Origin of the sequence: Collinsella sp. UBA1693, from assembly GCF_002320115.1 — a bacterium.
In the GTDB taxonomy this organism is placed as follows: domain Bacteria; phylum Actinomycetota; class Coriobacteriia; order Coriobacteriales; family Coriobacteriaceae; genus Collinsella; species Collinsella tanakaei.
Genome location: NZ_DCJT01000002.1, coordinates 101,985 through 126,386, shown reverse-complemented (window position 1 = coordinate 126,386; position 24,402 = coordinate 101,985). Strand labels below are relative to the sequence as shown.

Sequence of the window (24,402 nt, the reverse complement as noted above, 5' to 3'; positions counted from 1 at the left end):
AGCACCTTTAAGGTCGGGATGAGTGAGAAAAGAATTAATTTAAGCCTTCTACCTGCATAAACGAGATTATCGAAAAAAAGTTTAAGAAAAAGCTTTGCGAGTACGGAAGTCTGGGTTACAATTTCTCCTGCATTCGTTGGAGAGTTGTCCGAGTGGCCGAAGGAGCACGATTGGAAATCGTGTAGGCGCCAAAAGCGTCTCCAGGGTTCAAATCCCTGACTCTCCGCCAGTTAACTCTCATGGCGCGTCCTCAATTGGGTGCGCCATGTTTCACTTCAAACGGAGGAGTGGCAGAGTGGTTGAATGCGGCGGTCTCGAAAACCGTTTACCCGGTGTTCCCGGGTACGAGGGTTCGAATCCCTCCTCCTCCGCCATTTGACTTGCTGGGCCCGTAAGGGCTTTTTTCATATATAGATACTAATGGAATAGCGCGGTAGGGCGACGGCGAGCGTTTCGTAATGTGTCCTTAAGAGCACTTAAGGGCCGCTTAAAACGCGATTACGAGGATGCTCGCCGCGTGCCGTGCGGATACACTGCTAAAAGAAGGCCTACCAAGAGGAGTGGATATGAACAAAGGGATCGCATCGGGATCGTTTGAGCTCATGCTGACGGATTCCATGCGGGTGGCGCTTGACCATGCTTTTGCGGACGCCCGCGAATGTCTGGAGGCAGACGGCGGGATGGTGCCGTTTAGCGTTTTGTGCACGTCTGACGGGTTCGATGTATCGGAGCATCCTGGCGAGACGGTGGACGATGTCTACGCCTCGATGAAGGCGCTGGTTGCCCGCGAGATGCCCGAGGCATATGTCTTTTCCTACGATGGCTTTGTTGAAGTTGTTGGTGGACGTGAAGAGGCGATAATTTGCGAGGTCGCTCGCCGCGGTGATGAGCAGGCGACTATTCTTGCTCAAACCTATACGGTGAGTGATGGGTCGTACGAGTTCGCACCTTCCTTTGCGTATGCGGGCGAGACCCCTCAGCTGTATCCAAGCGGTACAAAGCCCATTGTGTCTGGCCTGGTCGCCCTTGCTGCCGAGCGAGAGGCGGCGGCCAAGGGGGATGCTGCGAACGAGGTTGTTGAAGCGATTGTCGAGGTTGCTGAATAGGAGTGCTCATGCTTTCAAATGAATTGGGGTTTACCACCTCATGGAAGATGTTGACCAGGGATAAAGGGTGGATCAAGCCGATACTGGTGCTGACGCTAGTGGGCTGGGTGCCCATTTTGGGTCAGATCGCCGTACTGGGTTACGGGTTGGAATGGGCGCGCCTAACCGCATGGGGAATCGATGCGGCGCCCAAGCAGCGCGGAGTCGATTACGGCAAGGTTCTCACCACGGGCGGCATCGCGTTTCTGGTGAACCTGAGCATGTCTGTCATCGTTGCAATTCTTGGCAGCATGATCTTTGGAACCACGTTTGGCATCGCTAGCATTTTTGGCCCCATTGGGTCGTTATTCTCCAATGTCGTGTCGTTGACGGCTGTGGCCGGCGGCGCTGCTTTTAGTCTTATCGCAGCGGTAGTAAACATCTTTATGAGCACGTTTATCCTTGCGGCGTGCATGCGCTCGACTATCTACGACGGATTTACCGCGGGTTGGCGTGTGGACCGTTTGTTCCAGATGATCATGAAGGACCCGGGCGGCTTTTTCCACGCATACGCCGTGAAGCTCATTGGCGACATTGTGGTCGGAGCGTACTCGGCGATTGTCAGCCTGTTTGGTACGCTGTTTCTGCTGGGCGGCGTGGCGGGCATGATGGCGTACGGATATAGCACCAGCCACTATAGGTATGATCTCGCCGCGCACATCATCAATTCCTTGGTCGCTATGGGCCCGGGGCTGGTCATGGTGATCGTGCTGCTGGTGATTGCAGCCCTATTCGTTGGCGGAGTGATCACCGTCGCCATGCAGTTGGTATCCATTAACGCTATGGGGCAGTGGTTCTGCCGGTTTGACGTCAACCGCTGGGGAACCTCGTCCGCTCCTTTGCCTGATGGAGTCCCGGCGCGCCCGCAGTCTTCCGTGTACGGCGATGGCTCCATTCCGCAGCAGCCCTCCGATGCCTCGCAGCAGCCAGCACAGCCTGCTCAACAGCCTGTGCGCTCTTCTGGGGGCGATCAGGTCCAGCAATCTTCTTCCCAGTCGGTCGAGGAAGTTGCAGGCGAGGCGAAGGACGGGTCCGATGATGTCGCCAAGCTGATTGACGTTGCGCCGGAGCAGTCCGTCGAAGATGGAGAAGAGACGCCTCACCAGGCGATTCCGTTGCCGCCGATTTCAGAAGATTCTCCCGTAGCCGATGATGCCGGCAAAGACGATGAGGGGTCGAGTGGAACCCCCATTGTGGAAGGATAGATGCAGCATAGAGCGACCCTCGATTGTCGGGGGTCGTTTTTTTGTAGAGGTTTGCTGGCGGTTAAACGTATCTAGGCGCGGGTGCGGGCGCTATGAAGGGAAGTGGCACCAACCGTGGTCTGCGCGAACGCCAGGTGTGGAAGATAAGGCGCTATCGGCGGAGATGCTTTGGGGAGAAACGGAGGGTTAAAAGCGAAGAGATGATGTGAAACGCTGGGTCGAGAAAGCTATCTGCGAGGGATTTATGGAGGTAGTGCGTGGTGTGGGCTCGCCGCTTGAGGATGCGGATGATCGCAGCTATAGTTATCCAGTCCTTTCCTGCTTCGGGCGCACCTTCACGACCCGGAGCCTTATGCCCAGAGGAGGTGACCAAATGAAGGCTTATGAACTGCTGTTCTTTGTTGACCCCGCTCTCGATCCCGAGACCCGTCTCGCTGTGATGAAGCGCATCGATAACACGATCGCCGAGGGTAACGGCAAGGTCGACAACGTTGACGAGTGGGGCAAGCGCAAGCTCGCCTACGAGATCAACAAGCTCACCGAAGGTGACTACACCCTCATCAATTTCCATGCAGATCCCACCCAGATCGCCGAGCTCGACCGCGTTCTGCGCATCACCGATGCCGTGGTTCGTCACATGATCGTTCGTCGTGACGACCAGGAGTAGAAACTGTTTTGGAAGCCGGGCGGCATAGAGCCGTAATCGGCAATGAGAGGTAGTGAGTTAAGCATGAGCATCAACCGCGTTAATATTTCCGGAAACCTCACCCGCGATCCCGAGCTGCGCGCAACCGCCGGCGGTACCCAGGTTCTTTCCTTTGGCGTCGCCGTTAACGATCGTCGTCGCAACCCTCAGAATGGCGAATGGGAGGATTACCCCAACTTCGTGGATTGCACGATGTTTGGCACCCGCGCCGAGGCCGTGAGCCGCTATCTCTCCAAGGGGTCGAAGGTCGCGATCGAAGGTAAGCTGCGTTACAGCTCCTGGGAGCGCGACGGCCAGCGTAGGAGCAAGCTCGAGGTCATCGTCGATGAGATCGAGTTCCTCTCTCGCGGTCAGCAGGGTGGCGGCCAGGGCGGCTACGGCCAGCCCGCATACGGCCAGGGCGGCTACGATGCCGCTCTTATGCCCGCTCCTGCCCCGCAGGCGCCCGCTCCGGTTCCGCCTGCAGGCGACGTCTTTGATGAGGACATCCCGTTCTAATCGTCCAAAGACGAGAGATGTTCACCTGATTTAGTGAGAGGCATGCGAGTCTACTAGTGCTTCGCGTGCCAAATGAAAGGTATTTTGACATGGCTAATGATTACTCTGCACGTCAGCCGCGTCGTAAGTACTGCCAGTTCTGCAAGGAGAACACTGAGTACATCGATTACAAGGATACTCAGCTCCTCCGTAAGTACATGACCGATCGTGGCAAGATCAAGCCCCGTCGCGTCACTGGCGCTTGCACGCAGCATCAGCACGACATCGCGAACGCTATTAAGCGCGCCCGCGAGATGGCTCTCCTGCCGTACACCGTTCCCGTGGTTTCCTCCCGTGGTAACCGCGACCGCGGCTAGGAAAGCGAGTTCGATCAGATAGATGGAGAATGGTGTTTCAAACGGCGGACCCCAGACGGATTTAACCAGCAGGGTTTTGGGACGTCCTCCTAAGGAGATGTCCGGCGCCCTGTGGTTTGCGCTTGGATCGTTCGCCAGCTTTGTGATTCCGTTCTTTGGCGTTGTCATGATGGGCTACGGCGCCCGCGAACTTCTAGAAGCACGCGGATCTCGAGGCTTTCTCTTTGCCGTAGCCGAAGGCATCGTCATTACGGCAGTCGCCCTATTTGCCAATTCGGGCATGGGCATGCTGCTTGTTGGTGAAGTTCTTTGTGTTCTTGGCGTTGTGTGGTGCATGCGCAACCACGCCGCAACGTTGGCTGGCATCTGTGCCGTTGTCGTTGCGACCGCGCTTGTGAACATTGGGATCGAGGCTGCTGTTGCAACGGCGGCCGGCTCTTCGCTTTCGCAGGTTGTCGACGGACTACTTGCCTATATGGTTTCCGTGGCTCAAGACGCCGCTGGAACTGGCATACAGGCAGAGCTGATTGTCCGGCAGATCGCGCCCGTGCTTAAAGCGCTTTGGCCGTTCACGTATGTTGCGTCAGCAGGCATGGATGCACTGGCCGCGGGAATTGGATCGTATCTCATGTACGTCCGGACCAGCGGAATCCCCAGGGTTCCCGCTATTGCTGCCTTCGATATGCCTATGTGGCCCGTTGGCGTGCTGATAGCGTCGATTCTTGGCTTGAGTGCCTCGCTCTCTGGTTTTCCGGGAGCAGAGGTTCTGCTTAGCGTTAGCGTTACAGCCCTCATGAGCGTGCGCTTCATCTTCGCCATTCAGGGTTTTGCCGTCGTTCTCACGTTTGCGAATCGTTTTCGATTCGGCTGCTTGGGTAGGACGCTTCTCCTGGTTCTGTCTATCTGGCTCGAGACTATGTTCTTCATTGTGAGCATAGTCGGCCTGATTGATGTCTGGGCAAACTTCCGTAAACTTACGCGGGGTTTCCAGGAATCTTAGGCAAACACGTAAGAAATGCACTGCCAGCGCGGTGCAAGTAGCAAGGAGATCTCATGAAAGTCGTTCTTCTGGGTGAGATCAAGGGCAAGGGTGGCGAGGGTGACGTCGTAGACGTCGCTCAGGGTTACGCCGAGAACTACCTCTTCCCTAAGAAGCTCGCCGTTGCGGCGACCAAGGGCAACCTGAAGCAGCTCGAGGAGCGTCGCAGCAACATTGAGAAGCGTGAGGCCGTCCGCATCGCCGACGCCAACACGCTTAAGGAGACCCTCGAGGGCAAGTCCGTCGTTGTCGACGCCAAGGTTGGCGACGAGGGCGTCCTGTTTGGTTCCGTCACCTCTGCCATGATCGCCGATGCGGTCAAGGCCCAGCTTGGCGTCGAGCTCGATCGCAAGCGCATCGAGCTTGGTAAGCCCATCAAGATGGCTGGTTCTCACGAGGTTGCCGTCTCGCTCTACCGCGAGATCCGTGCCACCCTCACCGTTCTCGTTGGCGTCACCGCTGACGAGGAGGTCGAGGAGGAGGCTGTCGAGGAGACCGCCGAGGCCGAGACCGAGGCTGCCGCTGAGTAGCTTCGCGACTCAAATCGCTCGAACAACCCGGTTACCGCAAGGTGCCGGGTTTTTTTATTGCTCTTTCGCTGCTCGTCCTGGCAACTTGTCCTCCGCTTAGTGCGTTTGAGTGGCCATGTGTTTGTTCACAGGCGCTTTTTGCAATCACGGGAATGTTTATAAGTTTAGACAGATATCAACAGGGTGCATTCGGGCGATTGTGAAGAAGCTGGTTTCTGATTATAGTGACCAATTATGAAATTGCATTTAACCCTCAAGTGCTAGTTGCACCTTTTACCTGCGTAATGTATAAAGCTCATCTGTCTACCTGCACATTCACTAAATCATCACATTAAGAATGTGTAAGAATCCAACAAAACTAGGCTAAATAATGAATATCTGCAGGTGAGCTAAGGTATGTGGATAACTCAAATAATTGTTCTCACCAAATTGTTGATAACGTGGAAAACTACCGTTTTCGCAGGGTGGGACGGCTGCAGTTATACCCAAGATTCTGTGGACGAATAAAAGCGCACGTAGACGCTTTACGGCCCGACTTGACAGATATCTCAGTATCCGATTGACGTTGAGCACTGTCCGTACCGGAGGTTCGCGCCATTCATGGCCCGCGGCTCGATCAAGTTAGTTGTGGACTATATTGGCACCCTGTCGGCCAACCTCTGTTCTGCGCCCATCGGGCCACCCACTGGCTTTAATATTGAATATTCAGCAAGATTCAACGAGAGGGGGCCGTGGTAAACCGTGAGCGATAACGCATGGGAGCCCACCGGGGTTGTTGAGCGAGGTGCTCAGTTGACCCTTCCAAACAACATAGAGGCAGAGGCAAATGTTTTGGCCGCCATGTTGCTTTCTAGCGAGGTGGTCGAGGAAGCGCTTGTTGAATTGCTTCCCGACGACTTTTATCGTCCTGCGCACAAAACGCTGTTCCTCGCTATGCATGACATGTACGATCGCAACCTGCCGATCGACTCCATCTCGCTTATCGACTATCTCAGCTCCATCGACAAGCTTGAGGCCGTTGGCGGTGAGGCGTATATCCTCGAGCTCATGGGCCGCACGCTTTCTTTGGTGAGCTGGCAGTACCATGCGGGAATTGTTCGTCGCGACGCTATGCTTCGTGAAATCATCGGGGCAACCAACCAGATCAACGCGTTGGCATACAATGCCCCCACCGATACCAAAGAGGTTATCGAGCGCGCGGAAAGCATGCTGTTGTCCGTCACCGGTCGCGAGGTGAAAAGCTCGTACAAGCCGCTGACCGACTTTATGGTCGAGGCGTATAAGGAGGCGGAGGCGGTTGCCGCCGCAGGTGGCGAAACTCAGGGCGTTCCCACGGGATATCCCACCTTGGACAAGATGCTCATGGGTTTCCGCGAGGGCCAGCTCATCATCATTGGCGCGCGTCCTGCAGTCGGTAAGACATCGTTCGCATTGAATCTGGCGCTGAATGCCGCTGCGGCGGGTTTTACCGTGGGTTTCTTCTCGCTCGAGATGTCGGGCAAGGAAATCGCCCAGCGCTTCATCTGCGCTCATGCCCAGGTGAACATGTCGAACTTCCGTACCGGCCGCATCTCCGCGCAGGAATGGGCGAATATCAACGAGGCCACGCAGGAGCTTTCCAAGCTCGATATTCTCATTGACGATACGCCCGGCACCACGGTAACCGAAATTCGCGCGAAGGCGCGCCGAATGCTTCACAACAAAGAGCACGCTATCGTTATTTTGGACTACTTGCAGCTGGTCAATCCCCCCGCGGGCCGCCGCGCGGAGAGCCGCGCCGTCGAGGTTTCCGAGATGTCGCGTGCCCTTAAGATCATGGCCAAGGAGCTTAAGATCCCCCTTATCGCCCTGTCGCAGCTGTCCCGTCAGGTCGAAAGCCGCACCGGTAAGCGCCCGCAGCTGTCCGACCTGCGCGAATCGGGCTCCATCGAGCAGGATGCCGACATCGTTATGTTCCTGGACCGTTCAAGCTCGGAGCAGGAGGCCGCTCGGGACGATCGTCCGGACGAGGGCATCACGCGTATTGTTCTGGCGAAGAACCGTTCCGGCCCTATCGGTGATGTCGACCTGGTCTTCCTGCCTTCCTCCACAAAATTCTACGAGCTCAACGAGCATATGGAAGACTAGCGCGCGTCGGTTGCAGAAGACAGCGGAGACGTGGACGCGCCGCGGGTCAACGCCCAAATCAAGTGTGAGCCGCCCGACGGTTTGCCGAGCGGCTCGTAACGATTATGGAAGATTGCGCCCGCCGCGACCAAACGCCTTGCCCACCCGCCTATAATAGGAACGTTTTGGGGGCACGAGCACCCAGGAGTCCTTTTGGGCTCTCAACAGTTGAAACACATGAGGAGAAGACATGACGTCGGCAGTGTTGGTTGGTACCCAATGGGGCGATGAGGGCAAGGGCAAGATTTGCGACCTTATCGCGCCTGATTTTGACTGCGTCGTCCGCTACCAGGGCGGAAACAACGCGGGTCATACCATTGTGGTGGGTGACAAGAAGTACGGCCTGCACCAGGTTCCGTCTGGCATCATGTATCCCAATTGCGTGTCGGTCATTGGCAACGGCTGCGTGGTGAACCCGCAGGTACTGCTTGAAGAGATCGATATGTTCGAGCGTGACGGAATCTCTACCGCCAATCTTAAGGTGTCCGGCAACGCCCATGTGATCATGCCCTACCACATGGATCTCGACGGCGCTTTCGAGGAGCAGCTCGGCGGCAAGAATATCGGCACCACCAAGCGCGGCATCGGCCCGTGCTACCAGGACAAGATGGCCCGCATTGGCATTCGTATGCAGGACCTTTTGGACGAGGATACCTTCCGCGACAAGCTCGCAACGGCTCTTGATCGCGTAAACCCCCAGCTTGAGAAGCTGTTTGACCTTCCCACCTATACCGTTGAGCAGATTTGCGAGACCTACCTTGGTTACGCTGAGCGTCTGCGACCTTATATCTGCGAGACCGGCCTTTTGCTTAACGGCATGGTTGAAGAGGGCAAGTCGATCCTCTTCGAGGGTGCCCAGGCGACCCTGCTCGATATCGACCACGGTACCTATCCGTTTGTCACCTCGTCCAACTGCACCGCCGGCGGCGCCGTGACAGGCTCCGGCGTCGGCATGAAGAACATCGGCCGCGTGCTGGGCATTATGAAGGCCTATATCACCCGTGTTGGCTCCGGCCCCATGCCCACCGAGCTTTCATATGAGGACGAGGCGGGCCACACGCTGACCGAGGTTGGCGCTGAATACGGCGTCACCACCGGTCGTCGCCGTCGCTGCGGCTGGTTCGATGGCGTTATCGCCAACTATGCAGCTCGCGTGAACGGCCTGACGGACATCGCTCTTACCAAGCTGGACGTTCTGTCCGAGTTCGAGACCATCAAGGTCTGCGTTGCCTACGATGTTGACGGCGAGCGCTACACCACCGTGCCCGAGCACTCCGCGCGCTTTGCCAACGCCAAGCCCGTCTATGAGGAGCTGCCTGGTTGGAAGTGCGACATCTCCGGTTGCCGCACCTTTGATGAGCTGCCGCAGAACGCTAAGGACTACGTGGCCTACATCGAGAAGCTCGCCCACACGCGCATCTCGATTGTCGCCGTCGGTCCCGACCGCGAGCAGACCATCATGCGCAGCTGGTAGCGAAGAGCAAAGATATATGGATGAGCCAATTTGGACCGAGTCTGGATTGGCTCATTTTTAGCACGTACGCCCGCGCGGGCGCCATGAAAGTGGAGTCACCCTTTAGTTCCAAGGAGGAACCATGAACGCAGAGACCCAGGTTATCGACATCTTGCTGCTGGGCAGCGGCGGTCGCGAGCACGCCCTGGCAAAGAAGCTCTCCGAGTCTCCCCGCTGCGGCAAGCTCTATATCGCTCCGGGCAACGGCGGTACGCTCAGCGTGGGCGAAAACGTTGCCATAGACGAGGCGGACCCCGAGGTTGTCGCTGACTTTGTAAAGGGCGCGGGCATTGGCCTGGTAGTTATTGGCCCCGAGGCCCCGCTGGTCGCGGGCGTCGCCGATGCTGTGCGCGCTCTGGGCGTGCCCTGCTTTGGCCCGGGTGCCGCGGGCGCCCAACTTGAGGGCTCCAAGCGCTTTTCCAAGGAGCTCATGGACCGCGCCGGCATCCCCACCGCCGCTTACGGCAGCTTTGATAACGAGGAGGATGCGCTCGCCTATGTTCGCGAGCAGGGCGCGCCGCTGGTAGTTAAGGCCGACGGTCTGGCTGCCGGAAAGGGCGTTATCGTCGCCACCGAGCTTGCGGAGGCAGAGAACGCGGTGCACGAGTGCTTCTCTGGTGCGTTTGGTGCCGCGGGTGCCACCGTGGTTATTGAGGAGATGCTGGTCGGCCCGGAGTGCAGCCTGCTCGCCTTTACTGATGGCATCACCGTTTGCCCCATGTCCACCTCGCAGGATCACAAGCGCGCCCTTGAGGGCGATCGCGGCCCCAACACCGGTGGCATGGGCGCTTATTCTCCGGTACCTATCGTTACCCCCGAGGAGCATGCCGAGATGGAGCGCATCATGCGCGTCACCGTTGACCAGCTGCGTTCCGAGGGCATCGACTACCGCGGCTGCCTGTACGGCGGCTTTATGCTGACCGCCCAGGGTCCCAAGGTGCTTGAGTACAACGCCCGCTTTGGCGATCCGGAGACCCAGGTGGTTCTGCCTCGCCTTGAAAATGATCTGGTCGAGGTCATGCTCGCCGTAGCGGAGCAGCGCCTGGCTGACGTTGAGCTGTCCTGGTGCGACGAGTGGGCGGTCACCGTTGTGCTTACCTCCGCCGGTTATCCCGGCTCTTATGAGAAGGGCAAGGTGATAACGGGCACGGACGAGGCCGACGCCATGGACGGCGTTACCGTCTACCACGCCGGCACCACGCAGGAGGGTGACGAGCTGCTGACCTCTGGCGGCCGCGTGATTGCCGTGACCGCTCTGGGAGAGACCTTCGAGGCCGCTCGCGACCTATCCTATGCAGCTTGCGACAAGATTGAATTCGAGGGCAAGACGCTGCGCCATGACATTGGCCTGCGCGCCCTTCGCGGCCGTGAGGCATGGGAGCAGTAAGAGATTCTAGAAGCTGGGTGATGCGATATGACAGAGCTTGATGCGCAGATCGTCGAGGACAATGATGTAGTGGACGAGCAGCCCATGGATGAGGAGCCGTCGCTGGTGTTGGGCGACGAGGACCCCCGCGACGCCGAGCTGCACGAGAAGATCTTGTCTGAGGAGACCGCGTGGCGTGGCAAGATCCTGGACGTTCGCTCTCTTGAGGTTGAGTTGCCCAATGGTCGCCGCACCGGTCGCGACATCGTCCGCCATCCCGGCGCTGCCGCTGTTGTGGCCCTGACGGAGTCTGGCAAGATCGTCCTCGTCCGCCAATACCGCACCGCGCTTGATAGGGTGACGGTGGAGATTCCCGCCGGCAAGCTCGATCCGGGCGAGGATCCTCTGGATTGCGCCCGCCGCGAGCTGCATGAGGAGACGGGCTTTACTCCTCGTCGTATTCGGTATCTCACCACCATAGCCACTACCTGCGGTTTTTGTGATGAGATGATTCATATCTACTTGGCGACCCAGCTGGAGTTCGATGGGGCTAATCCGGACGATGACGAGTTTGTAAACGTTGATCTTGTGCCGCTGCAAGAGCTGATCGACGCGGTTCTTGACGGTAAGATCGAGGATGCGAAAACCGTGGTCGGCGCGCTGGCGCTGGACGCGATCGGTCATCGCCTGTAACGTTACAAAGGGCATTGAGTGAGGGTCGGGGTGCGCTGCGCTGTAAAAGCGGGCCCCGACCCTTTATGTTGGAGCGTCGCACCGCTGCGGGAAGAGGCGGGGCGCGCAAGCATGCGAGGGGGAGAAGAACGCCTAGATGTTCAAGAGATTTATTTCCTATTACGGTCCGCAGAAGGGTCTGTTTATCGCGGATACCATCTGCGCGCTGGTTTACGCGGGCATTGACCTTGCGTTTCCCATTTTGCTGCGCTTTTTGACGGGGGGATTTTTCGCCGAGGGTTCGTCGGCCATCATGGACGGCTTGCTTTGCATAGCGCTTGGCCTGGTGATTATGTATGCCGTCCGCACGGCTTGCGTCTACTTTGTATCTGCCCAGGGCCACATCATGGGCGCGCGCATGGAGTCCAAGATGCGCGAGGATCTTTTTGACCAGTACGAGCGCTTCAGCTTTGCGTATTTCGACGCGCACAGCTCGGGCGATATGATGAGTCGCGTGGTCAACGACCTTTTTGACATCTGCGAGGGCGCACACCATCTGCCCGAGTGGATCATCATCTGCAGCATCAAGATCATCGGCGCGCTTGTAATCCTGTTTACTATATCGCCCGCCCTGGCCGCCGCTCTTACTGCGGTGACGGTGGTCTTTATGGGCATCATGGTGCGCCAGAACCTGCATATGCGCGCGGTGTTTGCTGATAACCGCAAAAAGATTTCTGGCGTAAACTCGCAGTTGCAGGATTCGCTGGGTGGCATCCGCGTAGTGAAATCCTTTGCCGGCGAGGACGTGGAGCGCGAGAAGTTCCGCGTAGCCAATGGCCGCTACCTGCGGTCTAAAGAGGATCAATACCACGTCATGGGCGGTTACCAAGCGACCAGCGCACTTATGACCGGCATGCATTACCTTACCATTGTGGTATTTGGCGGCTATCTGGTGGCAACCGGGCGCATGGCGGCGCTCGATCTGGCAACGTTCGCTCTTTATATCAGCTTATTTACCAGCCCTATCGAGACGCTGGTGAACTCAACCGAGACTTTCCAGAAGGCCATCGCTGGCTTCAGGCGCATGGACGAGGTCATGCGAACGGTCCCCGATATCCAGGACAAGAAGGACGCGCGTCCGCTGGTTGTGACCGAGGGGGCTATCGAGTACAGCAACGTGTGCTTTACCTACCCAGATACGGAGACCTCCGATGATGGGACGGCGCTGGAGCGTCCGGTTATCGACCATATGAACCTGTCCATTCGTCCCGGCGAGACCATTGCGTTGGTTGGACCCTCGGGCGGCGGCAAGTCGACCACGTGCTCGCTGTTGCCGCGTTTCTATGATGTGGCATCCGGCAGCATCACTATCGATGGGCAGGACGTGCGCGATGTGACGCAGGATAGCTTGCGCCGAGCGATCGGCCTGGTTCAGCAGGATGTTTACCTATTTGATGGCACCCTGCGCGATAACATCGCATATGGACGACCTGGCGCTACGGATGAAGAGATCGAGCACGCGGCTCGTCAGGCGAATATCCATGAGTTCATATCCAGCTTGCCCGAGGGGTATGACACGGTTGTGGGCGAGCGCGGTAGCCGTCTTTCCGGTGGGCAAAAACAGCGCGTCGCCATCGCCCGCGTGTTCTTGAAAAATCCGGCGATCCTTATCTTGGATGAGGCTACCAGCGCGCTGGACAACGAAAGCGAAGAGGCCGTGCAGGAATCGCTGGAGCGCTTGGCGCAGGACCGCACCACCATCATCATTGCGCACCGTCTCTCGACCATCAAGAATGCGGACGAGATCGCGACGGTGGAACGTGGCAAGGTGATGGAGCGTGGTACCCACGAGGAGCTTCTCGCTCGCGGCGGCACCTACGCCCGTTACTATCGAATGCAGTTTGAGGGAGCGCGCTCGCACGAGCTTTAAGGTTGTGGCGCCGCCCACACGCGCATGCGTCGGCACGCCGCCAGCTGCCCTCGTCCATATTGTATAAGCGAAGCGCCTCCGCCCTTCAGGGGTGGGGGCGTGAAGTACCACGTTAGGCGAAGCGATGGCTAAGAACCAACCGTTGACATCAGAAGAGGCGTCGAGGCTTTTTAGCGAGATCGATGAGTCGGGCGTTGTCGACCCCGACCGCGCGCGAGAAATTAGTTCTGGCAAAAGGCCGTCGCCGCGCCCTTCGCGTCGTCTTAAAGTGGATCCTTTGAGTGAGGATGACCCGTCTGGATCCAAGGTTGGTCAGACTATCTCCCGTACGGCGATTTTGGTTATTACCCTAGTTTTGCTGGGTATCCTGGGCATGCAGATTTGGTACGGCGTGTCGAGACGTCTTAACACGGCAAACCTGTCCGAGAACGTCGATCGCGATACGGTGGAGCACGCCATGGAATCAGGCGTGGAATGGGGAAACGGCTTTACGCAGTTCCCCGCCACCTTTACGGTCGACGAGGCGGATCAGCGTACGGGTGTGGTAGAGGTTACGGTTGTGGACACCGACTCGCGAAACGAGCTGGAGATGCTTTCGAACTCGCAGATCCAGGCCGCGGCGCTGGCGACCAACGCCCTGCTCAACGATAAGATCGACCGCGTGGTGTATAACGTGTGCGCGCTGGTGAATCGTGCGGGTGATTTCCAGCATGATTCTTTCTTTGGGTTTCTCCCGGCCAAGGGAACGCGCCGCGCAGTGCTGACTTTCATTTGGACCAAGAGCGTCTCGAGCTATTCCAACTACATTGACTGGGAACTCAAGATTGTGGGCATGGATGATCAGACCGCTCAGAAGATTCAGGAGCAGGTCAATTCTGTCAGCGCGTTGATTGAGAGCTCTGAGATCGCGCAGAACAAAGTCGAGGAGGAGCGCGAGGAGATGCAGCGCGAAAAGATGCTGCATGGCTCTGAGATCTTTACCGGCGGCAAACGCGAGAAGAGCATCGAGAGCGTTTTGCCGCCTGAGCAGTAAGGTTTTGCCCGCCATATCGCCGCTGCTTTGCGGGTGCTGCGCGCAGTTGTGAAGGTAAATTGCATCACTTTTGATTATTGTTTTGTATACCAATCTGGTAGCAAATAAGAGACCAGTGGATTTTTCGATTGAAAAATGCGGTCTACTGCGGCTTTTTCAAAATCGATGCAATTATCCTTAAGAATTGCGTGCGGGGACCATTGTAAGGTTGCTTACGACCCGGTCTCAGACAACGGGAGCATCGGCGCTGAGTCAACCCGATGGAAAGTCATAGGTAACGAGAAGGGCCCGCTAGTGCGGGCCCTTTGCAGTAATCGATGCGCAATAAGCTCTATGCGAGAAGGTTCGCCACTTTGCCCAGCGTGGGCTCGAAGGAGACGCCGCGCACCTCAAAGTCAGGCTGCTCGCGGGTGACGCGCATTGCGTCGCGAACAAGCTCGCCTGCGAAGTCGACGGCGTCGTGGAGGCTGCGGCCGGTGTAGATGGCGGCGCATAGAGCGCTCGCGAACAGGTCTCCGGTGCCATGCAACATATATGGAAGCAGCTCGCTTTGCACCTCTTCGATCTTGCCGCCGTCCTGAGCGCTTGCCAGGTAGTTGCGGATAATGCCTTCACCCTCATGGACTACGCCCTTGATGACCACGCTCTTTGCACCCATCTCAAGCAGGGCGTCGACGTTTTTCTGAACAAACGTCTCGTCGACATCCTGACCCTGATAGGGAATACCGGTAAGAATGGAGGCCTCGGTAAGGTTGGGCGTCAGCACATCGGCGCCGTCGACTAGGCTTGCCATGGCTTCGCAGAGTTCGTCGGTGTACGTGGGGTACCTGACGCCGCCGTCGCCCATGACCGGGTCGACAATGCGCAGGGCGCCTGGATATTCCTTGTACAGGCGCTGAATCACCGCAACCTGATCGGCGGAGCCCAAAAAGCCGGAGTACACGCCGTCAAGGTCGATGCCCTCCTGCTTCCAAGCGTCCAGATAGTCATTGAGGATTTCCGTGGTGTCATGCATGTAGAACACGGGAAACTTGGTGTGCGCGGAGAACAGGGCCGTTGGGACGGGGCACACATCGATGCCTGCGGCCGAAAGCACGGGAATGGCAACGCCAAGAGAGCATTTGCCATAGCCGCACATGTCGTGCACAGCGGCAACGCGCGGAATGTAGCTTCCGCTTCGCGTATACAGGATTGCAGATGTGGAGCTGGGAGTGGATTGAGACATAATCATGCCTTCTTTCTTTTCCGCGGACTTATGGACCAGCGTACAAAGCGACAAGATAGCACGATTGAGAAAAAAAGAAACCGTTTCACCCGACTGAAACAAAACGCAGCCGCCTGTCATGGATTTTGTATAGATCGTATCGATGGATGGCGGGTGCGCGGACGCGGCGCAAGCGTCGTTGCGTTTGGTAATACGTATAAATGTTTCAGATATATATCAAAATTTGGATAATCTTACATGTCCTCTCTTTTGGACGAGAAAAGATTTAAAATACCCCAGACCTTATAGGCCTTTAAGCCGGTACAGAGAGACCGAAAAGGAGTGGAAATGAGGGTGAACAACGCTTCCGCGGCGGCAGAATCTGCCACCCCGCTTGCCCAGCGTATGCTCGCGTCGACGAGCAAGGGAGAGTCCGTCCCCGCCGTTCTCATGCTCGAGGACGGTACCGTCTTTTATGGACGAGGCTGCGGTGCCAAGGGTTCCGCGGTGGGCGAGGTATGCTTCAATACATCGCTCGAGGGTTACTTCGAGGTATTGACAGACCCTTCCTACGCCGGTCAGATTATCACCATGACCTATCCCCAAATTGGTAACTACGGCATTGATTTGGACGATGCCCAGCTTTCGTGCGCTCCCGGCGCGTCTTCTCGCCCCGCGTTGCGCGGTATGGTGGTTCGCGACATGTGCCACACGCCGTCCAACTGGCGCTCTTCCGTAAGCGTGCCGGATTACCTCAAGCAGCACAACATCGTTGCCATCGAGGGTGTCGATACGCGCGCGCTGGTGCGCCACCTGCGCGATAACGGCTCTCAAAAGGGCATTGTTTCTACAGAGACCCTTGATTTGGACGAGCTCCGCGCGCAGCTTGACGAGGCACCCGGCCTGGTTGGCCAGAACTTTGTAGAGAGCGTAAGCTGCAACGGCACCTACAGCTTCGGCGTCGCCAACCTGCCCGCGGCCCACTCTTTCGCAGACGCTCCCGCCCCGGCTTCCCGCCATCGCGTGGTCGCCTACGACTGCGGCATCAAGCGCGGCATTCTTGAGGGCCTGGTGCGTGCCGGCTGCGACCTCACCGTGGTTCCGTGGGACACCCCGGCTGAGGACGTGCTCGCCCAAAACCCGGACGGCGTCTTTCTTTCCAACGGCCCCGGCGACCCCGATGCGGTCGAGGGCACTTACACGCAAGTAAAGAAGCTGCTTGGCAAGGTGCCGGTGTTCGGCATCTGCCTGGGCCACCAAATGATTAGCCTGGCTTGCGGCGCTCAGATCGAAAAGCTCAAGTTTGGTCACCGCGGCGGCAACCAGCCCGTTATGAACCTGGTGAGCGGTCGCGTTGAGATCACCGCGCAAAACCACGGCTTCGGCCTGGTATGGGATAGCCTGGGCGAAATAGTGCCGGAGCTTTCCGGTGGCTATGATCAGCATCCGGAAGACGGCGATCTGCGCTTCTGGGTCCGCGCCGGCGTGGCTCCCGCGGTGCGCAATGAGCATTTTGGCCTCATTCGCCTTACGCATGTGAACCTCAATGATGGAACGGCGGAGGGCATCCAGTTGCTGGACGTCCCGGCGTTCTGCGTGCAGTACCACCCCGAGGCCGCACCCGGACCCACCGATGCCCACTACCTGTTCACCGCGTTCGCCCACCTTATGGATGGCGATCAGGATTACCTGAATATCGATATCGCTGCCGACCGCCTCGCTGGTTGGAACTTCGCCGAGGAGGTCTCCCATGCCTAAACGTACCGACATCAAGCGCATCCTGGTCATCGGCTCCGGCCCCATCGTCATCGGCCAGGCATGCGAGTTCGACTACTCCGGCGCTCAGGCATGCAAGGTGCTCAAAGAGGAGGGCTACGAGGTTATCCTCGTCAACTCCAACCCCGCCACCATCATGACCGACCCCGGTTTGGCGGACCGCACCTATGTTGAACCCATCACCCCGGAGTTTATCGAGCGCGTCATCGAGCACGAGCACCCGGACGCCCTGCTGCCCACGCTGGGCGGTCAAACCGGCCTTAACGCTGCCGTCGACCTGGCGAAATCCGGTGCGCTCGAGCGCCACGGCGTCGAGATGATCGGCTGCGACCTTGCCGCTATCGAGCGCGGCGAGGACCGCAAGCTCTTCAACGAGGCTATGGACGAGATCGGCCTGGAGGTCGCTCGTTCCGGCTACGCTTATTCGGTCGAGGATGCGCTGGCCATCGTCGAGCGAGTCGGCTACCCCTGTGTGCTGCGCCCCAGCTTCACCCTGGGCGGCGCCGGCGGCGGTATCGCGCATGACGAGGCAGAGCTCATCGAGATCGTGAGCCAGGGCCTGGAGCTCTCTCCTGCGGGCGAGGTGCTGGTCGAGGAATCCATCATCGGCTGGAAAGAGTACGAGATGGAGGTCATGCGCGATCACGCCGGCAACGGCATCATCGTGTGCTCCATCGAGAACCTGGATCCCATGGGCGTGCATACCGGTGACTCCATCACCGTCGCTCCCGCGCAGACCCTTTCGGACCTCGAGTACCAGCGCATGCGCGTCGCATCGCTCGCTATCCTGGAGAAGGTCGGTGTCGAGACCGGCGGCTCCAACGTTCAGTTTGCCGTCAACCCTGAAAACGGCCGCCTCATCGTCATCGAGATGAATCCCCGCGTAAGCCGCAGTTCCGCGCTTGCCTCCAAGGCCACTGGCTTCCCCATCGCCAAGGCCGCCGCGCGCCTGGCCGTGGGCTATTCGCTGGACGAGATCGTCAACGACATCACCCGTGCCACCCCGGCTTGCTTCGAGCCCTCCATCGATTACTGCGTGGTCAAGGTCCCGCGTTTTGCCTTTGAGAAGTTCAAGGGCACCGATACCACGTTGACCACCCGCATGAAGGCGGTTGGCGAGGTCATGGCTATCGGCCGTACCTTCGAGGAGTCCTTTGGCAAGGCCATGCGCTCGCTTGAGGACGGACACGTGGGCCTTCTTTCCTCTGGTCGCGATGATCTGTCTGCTGTGGTGGACGAGGAGATCGAGCAGGGCGCCGCAACCCCTACCGAGCACCGCATCTTCTACGTGGCCGAGGCGCTCCGCCGCGGCTGGACCACGGAGCGCGTGCATGGCATCACCGGCATCGACCCGTGGTTTATCGACCGCATCGCCGACATGATGGCCGTGCGCGAGCAGATCCGCGGCCTTCGCGTGGAGGACATCGATGCCGACTCCATGCGCCTGCTCAAGCAGTACGGCACGTCCGATGCGGAAATAGCCATGCTCACCGGCAGCGATGAGCGCTTTGTTCGCGCGTACCGCAAGGGGCAGGGCGTAGTGCCTAGCATGAAGACCGTCGATACCTGCGCGGCGGAGTTTTCCAGCGCTACCCAGTACCACTACAAAATCTATGAGAACCTGGTCCGCCCCGGTATGGATGCCAAGAAGGGCGTTGCCGCCGACGAGGTAGCTCCCTGCGACAAGCCCAAGGCGATGATTCTGGGCGCCGGTCCCAACCGCATTGGTCAGGGCATCGAGTTCGATTACTGCTGCGTGCACGCGAGCTACGCGCTGGCGGCCCAGGGGTATGAGACCATCATGGTCAACTGCAATCCGGAGACCGTCTCCACCGACTACGACACGTCTGATCGCTTGTACTTCGAGCCGCTCACCTACGAGGACGTTATGGACGTCATCGACGTGGAGCGCCCGGACGGCGTGGTGGTGACCCTGGGCGGACAGACGCCGCTCAAGCTTGCCCGCCTGCTGGTCGAGTCCGGCGTCAAGGTAATGGGGACCCAGCCCGACGCCATCGATTTGGCCGAGGATCGCGAGCGCTTCAGCGCCGTGCTGGATAACCTTGGCATCATGTACCCGCCCGCGGGCATGGCGACCTCGTTTGAGGAGGCGGAGCAGGTCGCGGCGCGCATTGGCTACCCGCTGCTGGTGCGTCCCAGCTACGTGCTGGGCGGCCGCGGCATGATGATCGCCTACGATTCGACCCATCTGCGCGAGTACATGGCGGAGGCCGCGCGCATCTCGCCTGACTATCCGGTCTACCTGGACCGCTTCTTGGAGGGCGCCATCGAATCCGACGTCGACGCCCTGTGCGACGGCGAAGAGGTCTACATCGGTGGCATTCTGGAGCACATCGAGGAGGCGGGCATCCACTCCGGCGACTCGGCTACGTGCATCCCTCCCTTCTCGTTCTCCCGCTCCCTTCAGGACAAGCTGCGCGACACCACGCGCCGCATCGCCCTCGCCCTGGGCGTGCGCGGCCTGGTAAACGTGCAGTACGCCATCAAGGGCGAGACCGTCTACGTTATCGAGGCCAATCCCCGTGCCAGCCGCACGGTGCCCTTTATCTCCAAGGCTACCGGCGTGCCGCTGGCCAAGGCCGCCGCGCGCATTATGGCGGGCGAGAAGATCGCAGATCTCAACCTGCCGTCTGATGAGCGCGATATGGACTGGTTCTGCATGAAGGAAGCCGTCATGCCCTGGGGCCGTTTCCCCGGCGCCGAGGTCGTGCTCGGCCCGGAGATGAAGTCCACGGGCGAGGTCATGGGTATCTCCCGCAGCTACCCGCAGGCATATGCCAAGACGCAGCTCGCTATCGACTACCGCCTGCCCACGCCAAAGGACGGTAAGGTCTTTATCTCCGTATGCGACCGCGACAAGCGCCACATCCTGTCCATGGCTCGTATCCTGCACTATCTGGGCTTCAAGATCTGCTCCACGGAGGGTACGGCGCGCGTGCTTCGCGGCGGAAACGTCCGTTGCGAGGTTGTCGAGAAGATCAGCGGTGCTCATCCCAACGTGGGCGACATGGTCGCCAACGGCGAGATCGCGTTCATGATCAACATCCCTTACGGACCCGGCTCGCGCGGCGATGGCTATTTGCTGCGCACCGAGGCGGTTCGCCGCGGCGTCACCTGCGTGACCGCGCTTTCCGCCGCCAATGCCTTCGTCGCCGCGCTCGAGGCTGATCGCGAGAGCCGTCTGGGCGAGGTCGAGGACGACGGCATGAACGTCATCGCGCTACAGGATTTGCCCCAGCACGAACTGTAAAGTACCTCAAGATCCACAAGTGTTTTCAAAGGTCCAGTCCCGGTTTTGGGATTGGGCCTTTTTTCGCGGACTGCAAAGCGTCATACGGGTGCTTGGGCACTGAGTATGTGCTGCTGGTTTGTCGTTTAAAAACTTTTGCTCTAGAAAAAAAGAGTAGGCAGTCATCCTGTCATGCGATGGCGGGACGATTTCTCTATTGGGTGCACGGCGCAAACTGCATGTTTTTATTCAGCGCTAGGATGATTGTATTTTCGCGTCTTATCCGTAAAAACCATCCATAGTGCCTCTACCTGCGTGTATTGTGAGATTGATATCACACTAAACCAATTGGTATTGATAAAAGCAACCTCATGGTATGCATAATAGGGAGCCAGTACGATGGCTGTCCATCACGTATGCCGCTCGCAGAAATATGTATATCTCTTACGGATGTACGATAAATAACACATGTCCAAAACAATACTATCCTCTGGCTTTCTCTTTGCTTTAGCGCAATGGATTGCATACCTCTTATCGCTTGGAAACAGGCGCCCAAATCATGTCGCCAATCAGGGCGCAACGTCAGGAAGGAGCCCGACGGGTGAGAAGTAGATGGTATCTCAGCGGTAGAACATGGGGTAGCGCGCTTGCGATTGCGGCAGCGCTTTCCGGGGCGGTAGCCGTTGCACCCCATGTGTATGCGGACAATGCGGCAAAAGCCAGCTTTCAGGGGTCTCTAACCCAGGTGAAGTCCGCGCAGGTTGACTTCAAAAACAAAAACGTGGTCAACATCACGTTCAACAATGACGTTCAGGGAAAGGTCACCTTTCTAGAGGAAGACATCTTCCGCTATAACGTTGATCCTAAAGGTGAGTTCAGCGAGTATGCCGCGCCGCGCAATGAGGCTCACAAGGCCCGTATTCCCCAGCAGCCAGATTCCTCGTCAAATTATAAAAAGCCGCAGGTAACGGTTGAGGATAAGGATGGATCGTTCCTTATCAGCGCGGGGTCGACCACCATTGTGCTGGACAAGGCGACGGCCAAGATGAGCGTTAAGTCCGGCGGCAACGTGGTGATGGCCGAGAAAGAGCCGCTGTCCATTGGTGGTTCTACAACGCAAACCGTTGAGGCCCAAGATGGCGAGATGTTTTTTGGCGGCGGCACGCAGAACGGCCGCTTTACGCACCGCGGTTCGGCGGTGAAGATCTACAACGACGGATGGGTTGATGGCGGCGTTGCTTCACCTAGTCCGTTTTACTGGAGCTCTAAGGGCTATGGCGTGCTGCGCAACACGTTTAGCGACGGCATGTATGATTTTGCCAAGACGGACTCCAAGGCCGTTAGCGCCACGCAGAGCGAATCTGAATATGATGCCTACTACTTTGTGGCGGATGCCAAGGGTAACGAGGCTGTGGCGCAAGATCTCTTAGGCGATTACTTTGAAGTGACGGGCAATCCGGTGTTGCTGCCCGAGTATGGTTTCTATCTTGGACACCTTAACGCGTACAACCGCGACGGCTGGTCGAGCGAAAAGCAGGACGGTGGCAAAGCCTGGACCACCAAGAACGGGGCCCCTGCAGCTGAGGCCGGCTCCACCAAGTACGAGTACGGCATGAGTGCCGGCTATGTGGTTCCCGGCAACCTTACGGCCGAGACCCTCAACGGCACCGGCCCCACCGACGGCGGCCAGAACATGCAGACCAAGAACTTCAGTGAGGAGTTCTCCGCCCGTCAGGTTATCAAGGACTACGAGGCTGCGGATATGCCCCTTGGATGGTTCCTGCCTAACGACGGATACGGCGCAGGCTACGGCCAGAACGGTTTCAACAAGACCGGTGGTGTGAACGAGCAGGGCAAGAGCTCTGCGGAGCGCATCGCCGCGGTGGACGCCAACGTGGAGAACCTTAAGCAGTTCACCCAGTTCGCCAACAGCCATGGCGTGGCAACCGGCTTGTGGACGCAGTCCTACCTCACCCCGGATTCAAACAACGACACCAAGTGGCACCTGCTGCGCGACTTTGAAAAAGAGGTCAAGACCGGCGGCATCTCCACTCTTAAGACCGACGTGGCCTGGGTTGGCCCCGGTTTCTCCATGGCGCTGGACGGTACCAAAACGGCGTACGACACCGCGACCACGGCGGGCGACGTGCGCCCCAACATCGTGACCCTATGCGGTTGGGCCGGCACGCAGCGCTTCGGCGGCATCTGGACCGGCGACCAGACCGGTGGCAACTGGGAGTACATCCGCTTCCACATCCCCACCTACATCGGCCAGTCGCTTTCCGGCAACCCCAACATCGGATCGGATATGGATGGCATCTTTGGCGGTGCGCCCATTATCGCCACGCGCGACTACCAGTGGAAGACCTTTACCCCCATCATGTTGGACATGGATGGCTGGGGGTCATTCCGCAAATCTCCCATGACGCACGGCGACCCTTATACCGGCATCTCGCGCATGTACCTCAAGCTTAAAAGTCAGCTGATGCCCTATATCTACACCTTTGCAGCATCTGCGGCCAACATCAATACCGGCAACGGCGATACCGGCCTGCCCATGATTCGCGCCATGCTACTGAGCGATGACAGCGCTTACGCCGCTAGCACGGATACGCAGTACCAGTACACCTTTGGCGACGCGTTCTTGGTGGCGCCCGTGTACAAGGATACCCGCGCGACCGAGTCTGGCGATGACGTGCGCGACAAGATCTATCTGCCCAACTATGGGGACCAGGACAACCCGACCATCTGGATCGACTACTTCACCGGCAAGCAGTACCGCGGCGGCCAGGTGCTCAACAACTTTGACGCGCCCTTGTGGAAGTTGCCGCTCTTTGTGAAGGCCGGCGCAATCGTCCCCATGTACCATCCCAACAACAACCCGCAAGACGTCAGCGAGACCAATACCAAGGGTCTGGACAAGACGCAGCGCATCGTTGAGTTTTGGCCTGCTGGTAAGACCGAGTACACGCTGTTTGAGGATGATGGCGAGACTATCAAGAACAATCTGACCGAGGTCGAGGGCTACGGTAAGGTGGCCGAGGTTTCCTACGGCGGTCACGTCTCTACCAAGATCACCTCTGAGGTAAAAGACGGCTCCGCTACGCTGGTCATCGGCAAGTCGGAAGGCAGCTATACCGGCTACGATTCCAACCGAACCACCACGGTGGTGGTCAACGTGTCTAAGCTTCCCTCTGGCATCACCTACAACGGCGCCCAGGTGGAGAGGGTGGACGATAAGGCAGCGCTTGATGCGGCGACGGACAAGGCGGTGTGGTGCTACGGTGAGTCGCCTGATCTTAACACCACCACCGAGGACGAGGCTTTTGGCAAGGTTGAGATCAAGACCACGCCCAAGGTGTACGTGAAGCTGCCCAAGACCGATGTCGCCGCCAACGAGCAGAAGGTCGTCGTCAAAGGCTTTGAGAACGACGGGCATTTGGACAAGGATCAGGAGAACGCCGGCCTGGAGGCTCCCTCCCTGCAGGTTCCCGAGGACGGCAAGACGCCTACCAGCCTGAAGCTTACGTGGAGCAAGGTTGCCGATGCCGCGTCGTACGACATCGAGGTCGACGGCCAGGTGTTCTCCATGGGCGATGCCGAGAGCTACGTGCTGACCGACTTGGAGTACCACTCTCAACACGTCTTCAAGATTCGCTCGCGAAACGCAGAGGGCTATTCAAAGTGGAGCGAAGAGGTGAGCGGCCAGACGCTGGAGGATCCGTGGCGCAACGCGCCCACGCCGCAGGCGACTACCTGGACCGGTGACTACTATGCCGGTATGACCGAGGCGCGCGCCCTTGATCACAACCTGGATGCCGACCACTTCCATTCCTCCGAGGGCGCGTTGGGCAAGACGTTGACGCTCGATTACGGCTCGGCGTTCAAGCTGGACAAGTTCGAGTACTATCCGCGCGAGGACGCGGCCAACGGCACCGTGACCAAGATGCGCGTCGAGACCTCCCTGGACGGTCAGCACTGGACGTCCGAAGAAGTTTCTTGGCGCTAGGATA

At 58.4% G+C, this 24,402-nt stretch carries 17 protein-coding genes and 2 tRNA genes; 18 read left to right on the top strand and 1 reads right to left on the bottom strand.

Features of this window, described 5'->3' with window-relative positions:
• Positions 1–138 precede the first annotated feature (138 nt).
• From B3H65_RS01665 to B3H65_RS01595, 15 genes are all read left to right on the top strand, one after another.
• Positions 139–229: transfer RNA gene (locus tag B3H65_RS01665), tRNA-Ser, on the top strand.
• A gap of 52 nt (positions 230–281) precedes the next feature.
• A tRNA-Ser gene (locus tag B3H65_RS01660) sits at positions 282–374 on the top strand.
• Positions 375–566: 192 nt separating this feature from the next.
• Positions 567–1,106, top strand: coding sequence for a hypothetical protein (locus B3H65_RS01655; RefSeq protein WP_286683873.1), 540 nt, complete (start codon positions 567–569; stop codon positions 1,104–1,106).
• A gap of 8 nt (positions 1,107–1,114) precedes the next feature.
• Positions 1,115–2,350, top strand: coding sequence for a DUF4013 domain-containing protein (locus B3H65_RS01650; protein ID WP_286683872.1), 1,236 nt, complete (start codon positions 1,115–1,117; stop codon positions 2,348–2,350).
• Positions 2,351–2,723: 373 nt separating this feature from the next.
• Positions 2,724–3,017, top strand: a complete 294-nt coding sequence (gene rpsF / locus B3H65_RS01645) for a 30S ribosomal protein S6 (protein ID WP_009141869.1) — start codon at positions 2,724–2,726, stop codon at positions 3,015–3,017.
• Positions 3,018–3,080: 63 nt separating this feature from the next.
• Entirely contained in the window at positions 3,081–3,554 is a 474-nt protein-coding gene (locus tag B3H65_RS01640) for a single-stranded DNA-binding protein (protein ID WP_286683871.1), read from the top strand.
• 89 nt (positions 3,555–3,643) lie between these two features.
• Positions 3,644–3,910 carry a 30S ribosomal protein S18 gene (rpsR, locus tag B3H65_RS01635; protein WP_009141867.1) on the top strand — a complete coding sequence of 89 codons (267 nt, stop codon included), beginning with the start codon at positions 3,644–3,646 and terminating at the stop codon, positions 3,908–3,910.
• A gap of 22 nt (positions 3,911–3,932) precedes the next feature.
• A complete protein-coding gene (locus tag B3H65_RS01630; RefSeq protein WP_286683870.1) occupies positions 3,933–4,910 on the top strand; it encodes a DUF2232 domain-containing protein in 978 nt (325 codons plus the stop codon).
• Positions 4,911–4,963: 53 nt separating this feature from the next.
• Positions 4,964–5,479: a 50S ribosomal protein L9 gene (gene rplI / locus B3H65_RS01625; protein ID WP_286683869.1), complete on the top strand. Its 516-nt coding sequence runs from the start codon at positions 4,964–4,966 to the stop codon at positions 5,477–5,479.
• Between the two features lie 741 nt (positions 5,480–6,220).
• A complete protein-coding gene (gene dnaB / locus B3H65_RS01620) occupies positions 6,221–7,606 on the top strand; it encodes a replicative DNA helicase (protein ID WP_009141863.1) in 1,386 nt (461 codons plus the stop codon).
• A 229-nt stretch (positions 7,607–7,835) separates the two neighbouring features.
• Complete coding sequence (locus B3H65_RS01615; RefSeq protein ID WP_286683868.1) at positions 7,836–9,119, top strand: adenylosuccinate synthase; 1,284 nt, start codon at positions 7,836–7,838, stop codon at positions 9,117–9,119.
• Between the two features lie 121 nt (positions 9,120–9,240).
• Entirely contained in the window at positions 9,241–10,545 is a 1,305-nt protein-coding gene (gene purD, locus B3H65_RS01610) for a phosphoribosylamine--glycine ligase (RefSeq protein ID WP_286683867.1), read from the top strand.
• A gap of 27 nt (positions 10,546–10,572) precedes the next feature.
• Entirely contained in the window at positions 10,573–11,217 is a 645-nt protein-coding gene (locus B3H65_RS01605) for an NUDIX domain-containing protein (protein WP_286683866.1), read from the top strand.
• A gap of 136 nt (positions 11,218–11,353) precedes the next feature.
• The gene (locus B3H65_RS01600; protein WP_286683865.1) at positions 11,354–13,126 is read left to right on the top strand and encodes an ABC transporter ATP-binding protein; all 1,773 of its coding nucleotides are present in this window, start codon (positions 11,354–11,356) and stop codon (positions 13,124–13,126) included.
• A 124-nt stretch (positions 13,127–13,250) separates the two neighbouring features.
• Complete coding sequence (locus B3H65_RS01595) at positions 13,251–14,159, top strand: hypothetical protein (RefSeq protein WP_009141858.1); 909 nt, start codon at positions 13,251–13,253, stop codon at positions 14,157–14,159.
• A gap of 331 nt (positions 14,160–14,490) precedes the next feature.
• On the opposite strand, the gene B3H65_RS01590 is transcribed toward B3H65_RS01595, so the two are convergent.
• A complete protein-coding gene (locus tag B3H65_RS01590) occupies positions 14,491–15,384 on the bottom strand; it encodes a pyridoxamine kinase (RefSeq protein ID WP_286683864.1) in 894 nt (297 codons plus the stop codon).
• A gap of 327 nt (positions 15,385–15,711) precedes the next feature.
• Between B3H65_RS01590 and carA the strand changes: the two genes are divergently transcribed.
• The 3 genes from carA to B3H65_RS01575 all read left to right on the top strand — a co-directional run bounded on the left by carA (position 15,712) and on the right by B3H65_RS01575 (position 24,398).
• Positions 15,712–17,121: a glutamine-hydrolyzing carbamoyl-phosphate synthase small subunit gene (gene carA / locus B3H65_RS01585; protein ID WP_286683863.1), complete on the top strand. Its 1,410-nt coding sequence runs from the start codon at positions 15,712–15,714 to the stop codon at positions 17,119–17,121.
• Positions 17,114–20,410, top strand: a complete 3,297-nt coding sequence (carB, locus tag B3H65_RS01580; RefSeq protein ID WP_286683862.1) for a carbamoyl-phosphate synthase large subunit — start codon at positions 17,114–17,116, stop codon at positions 20,408–20,410. The genes carA and carB overlap by 8 nt, the downstream gene beginning before the upstream one ends.
• Positions 20,411–21,134: 724 nt before the next feature.
• Positions 21,135–24,398, top strand: a complete 3,264-nt coding sequence (locus B3H65_RS01575) for a TIM-barrel domain-containing protein (protein ID WP_286683861.1) — start codon at positions 21,135–21,137, stop codon at positions 24,396–24,398.
• Positions 24,399–24,402: the final 4 nt, after the last annotated feature.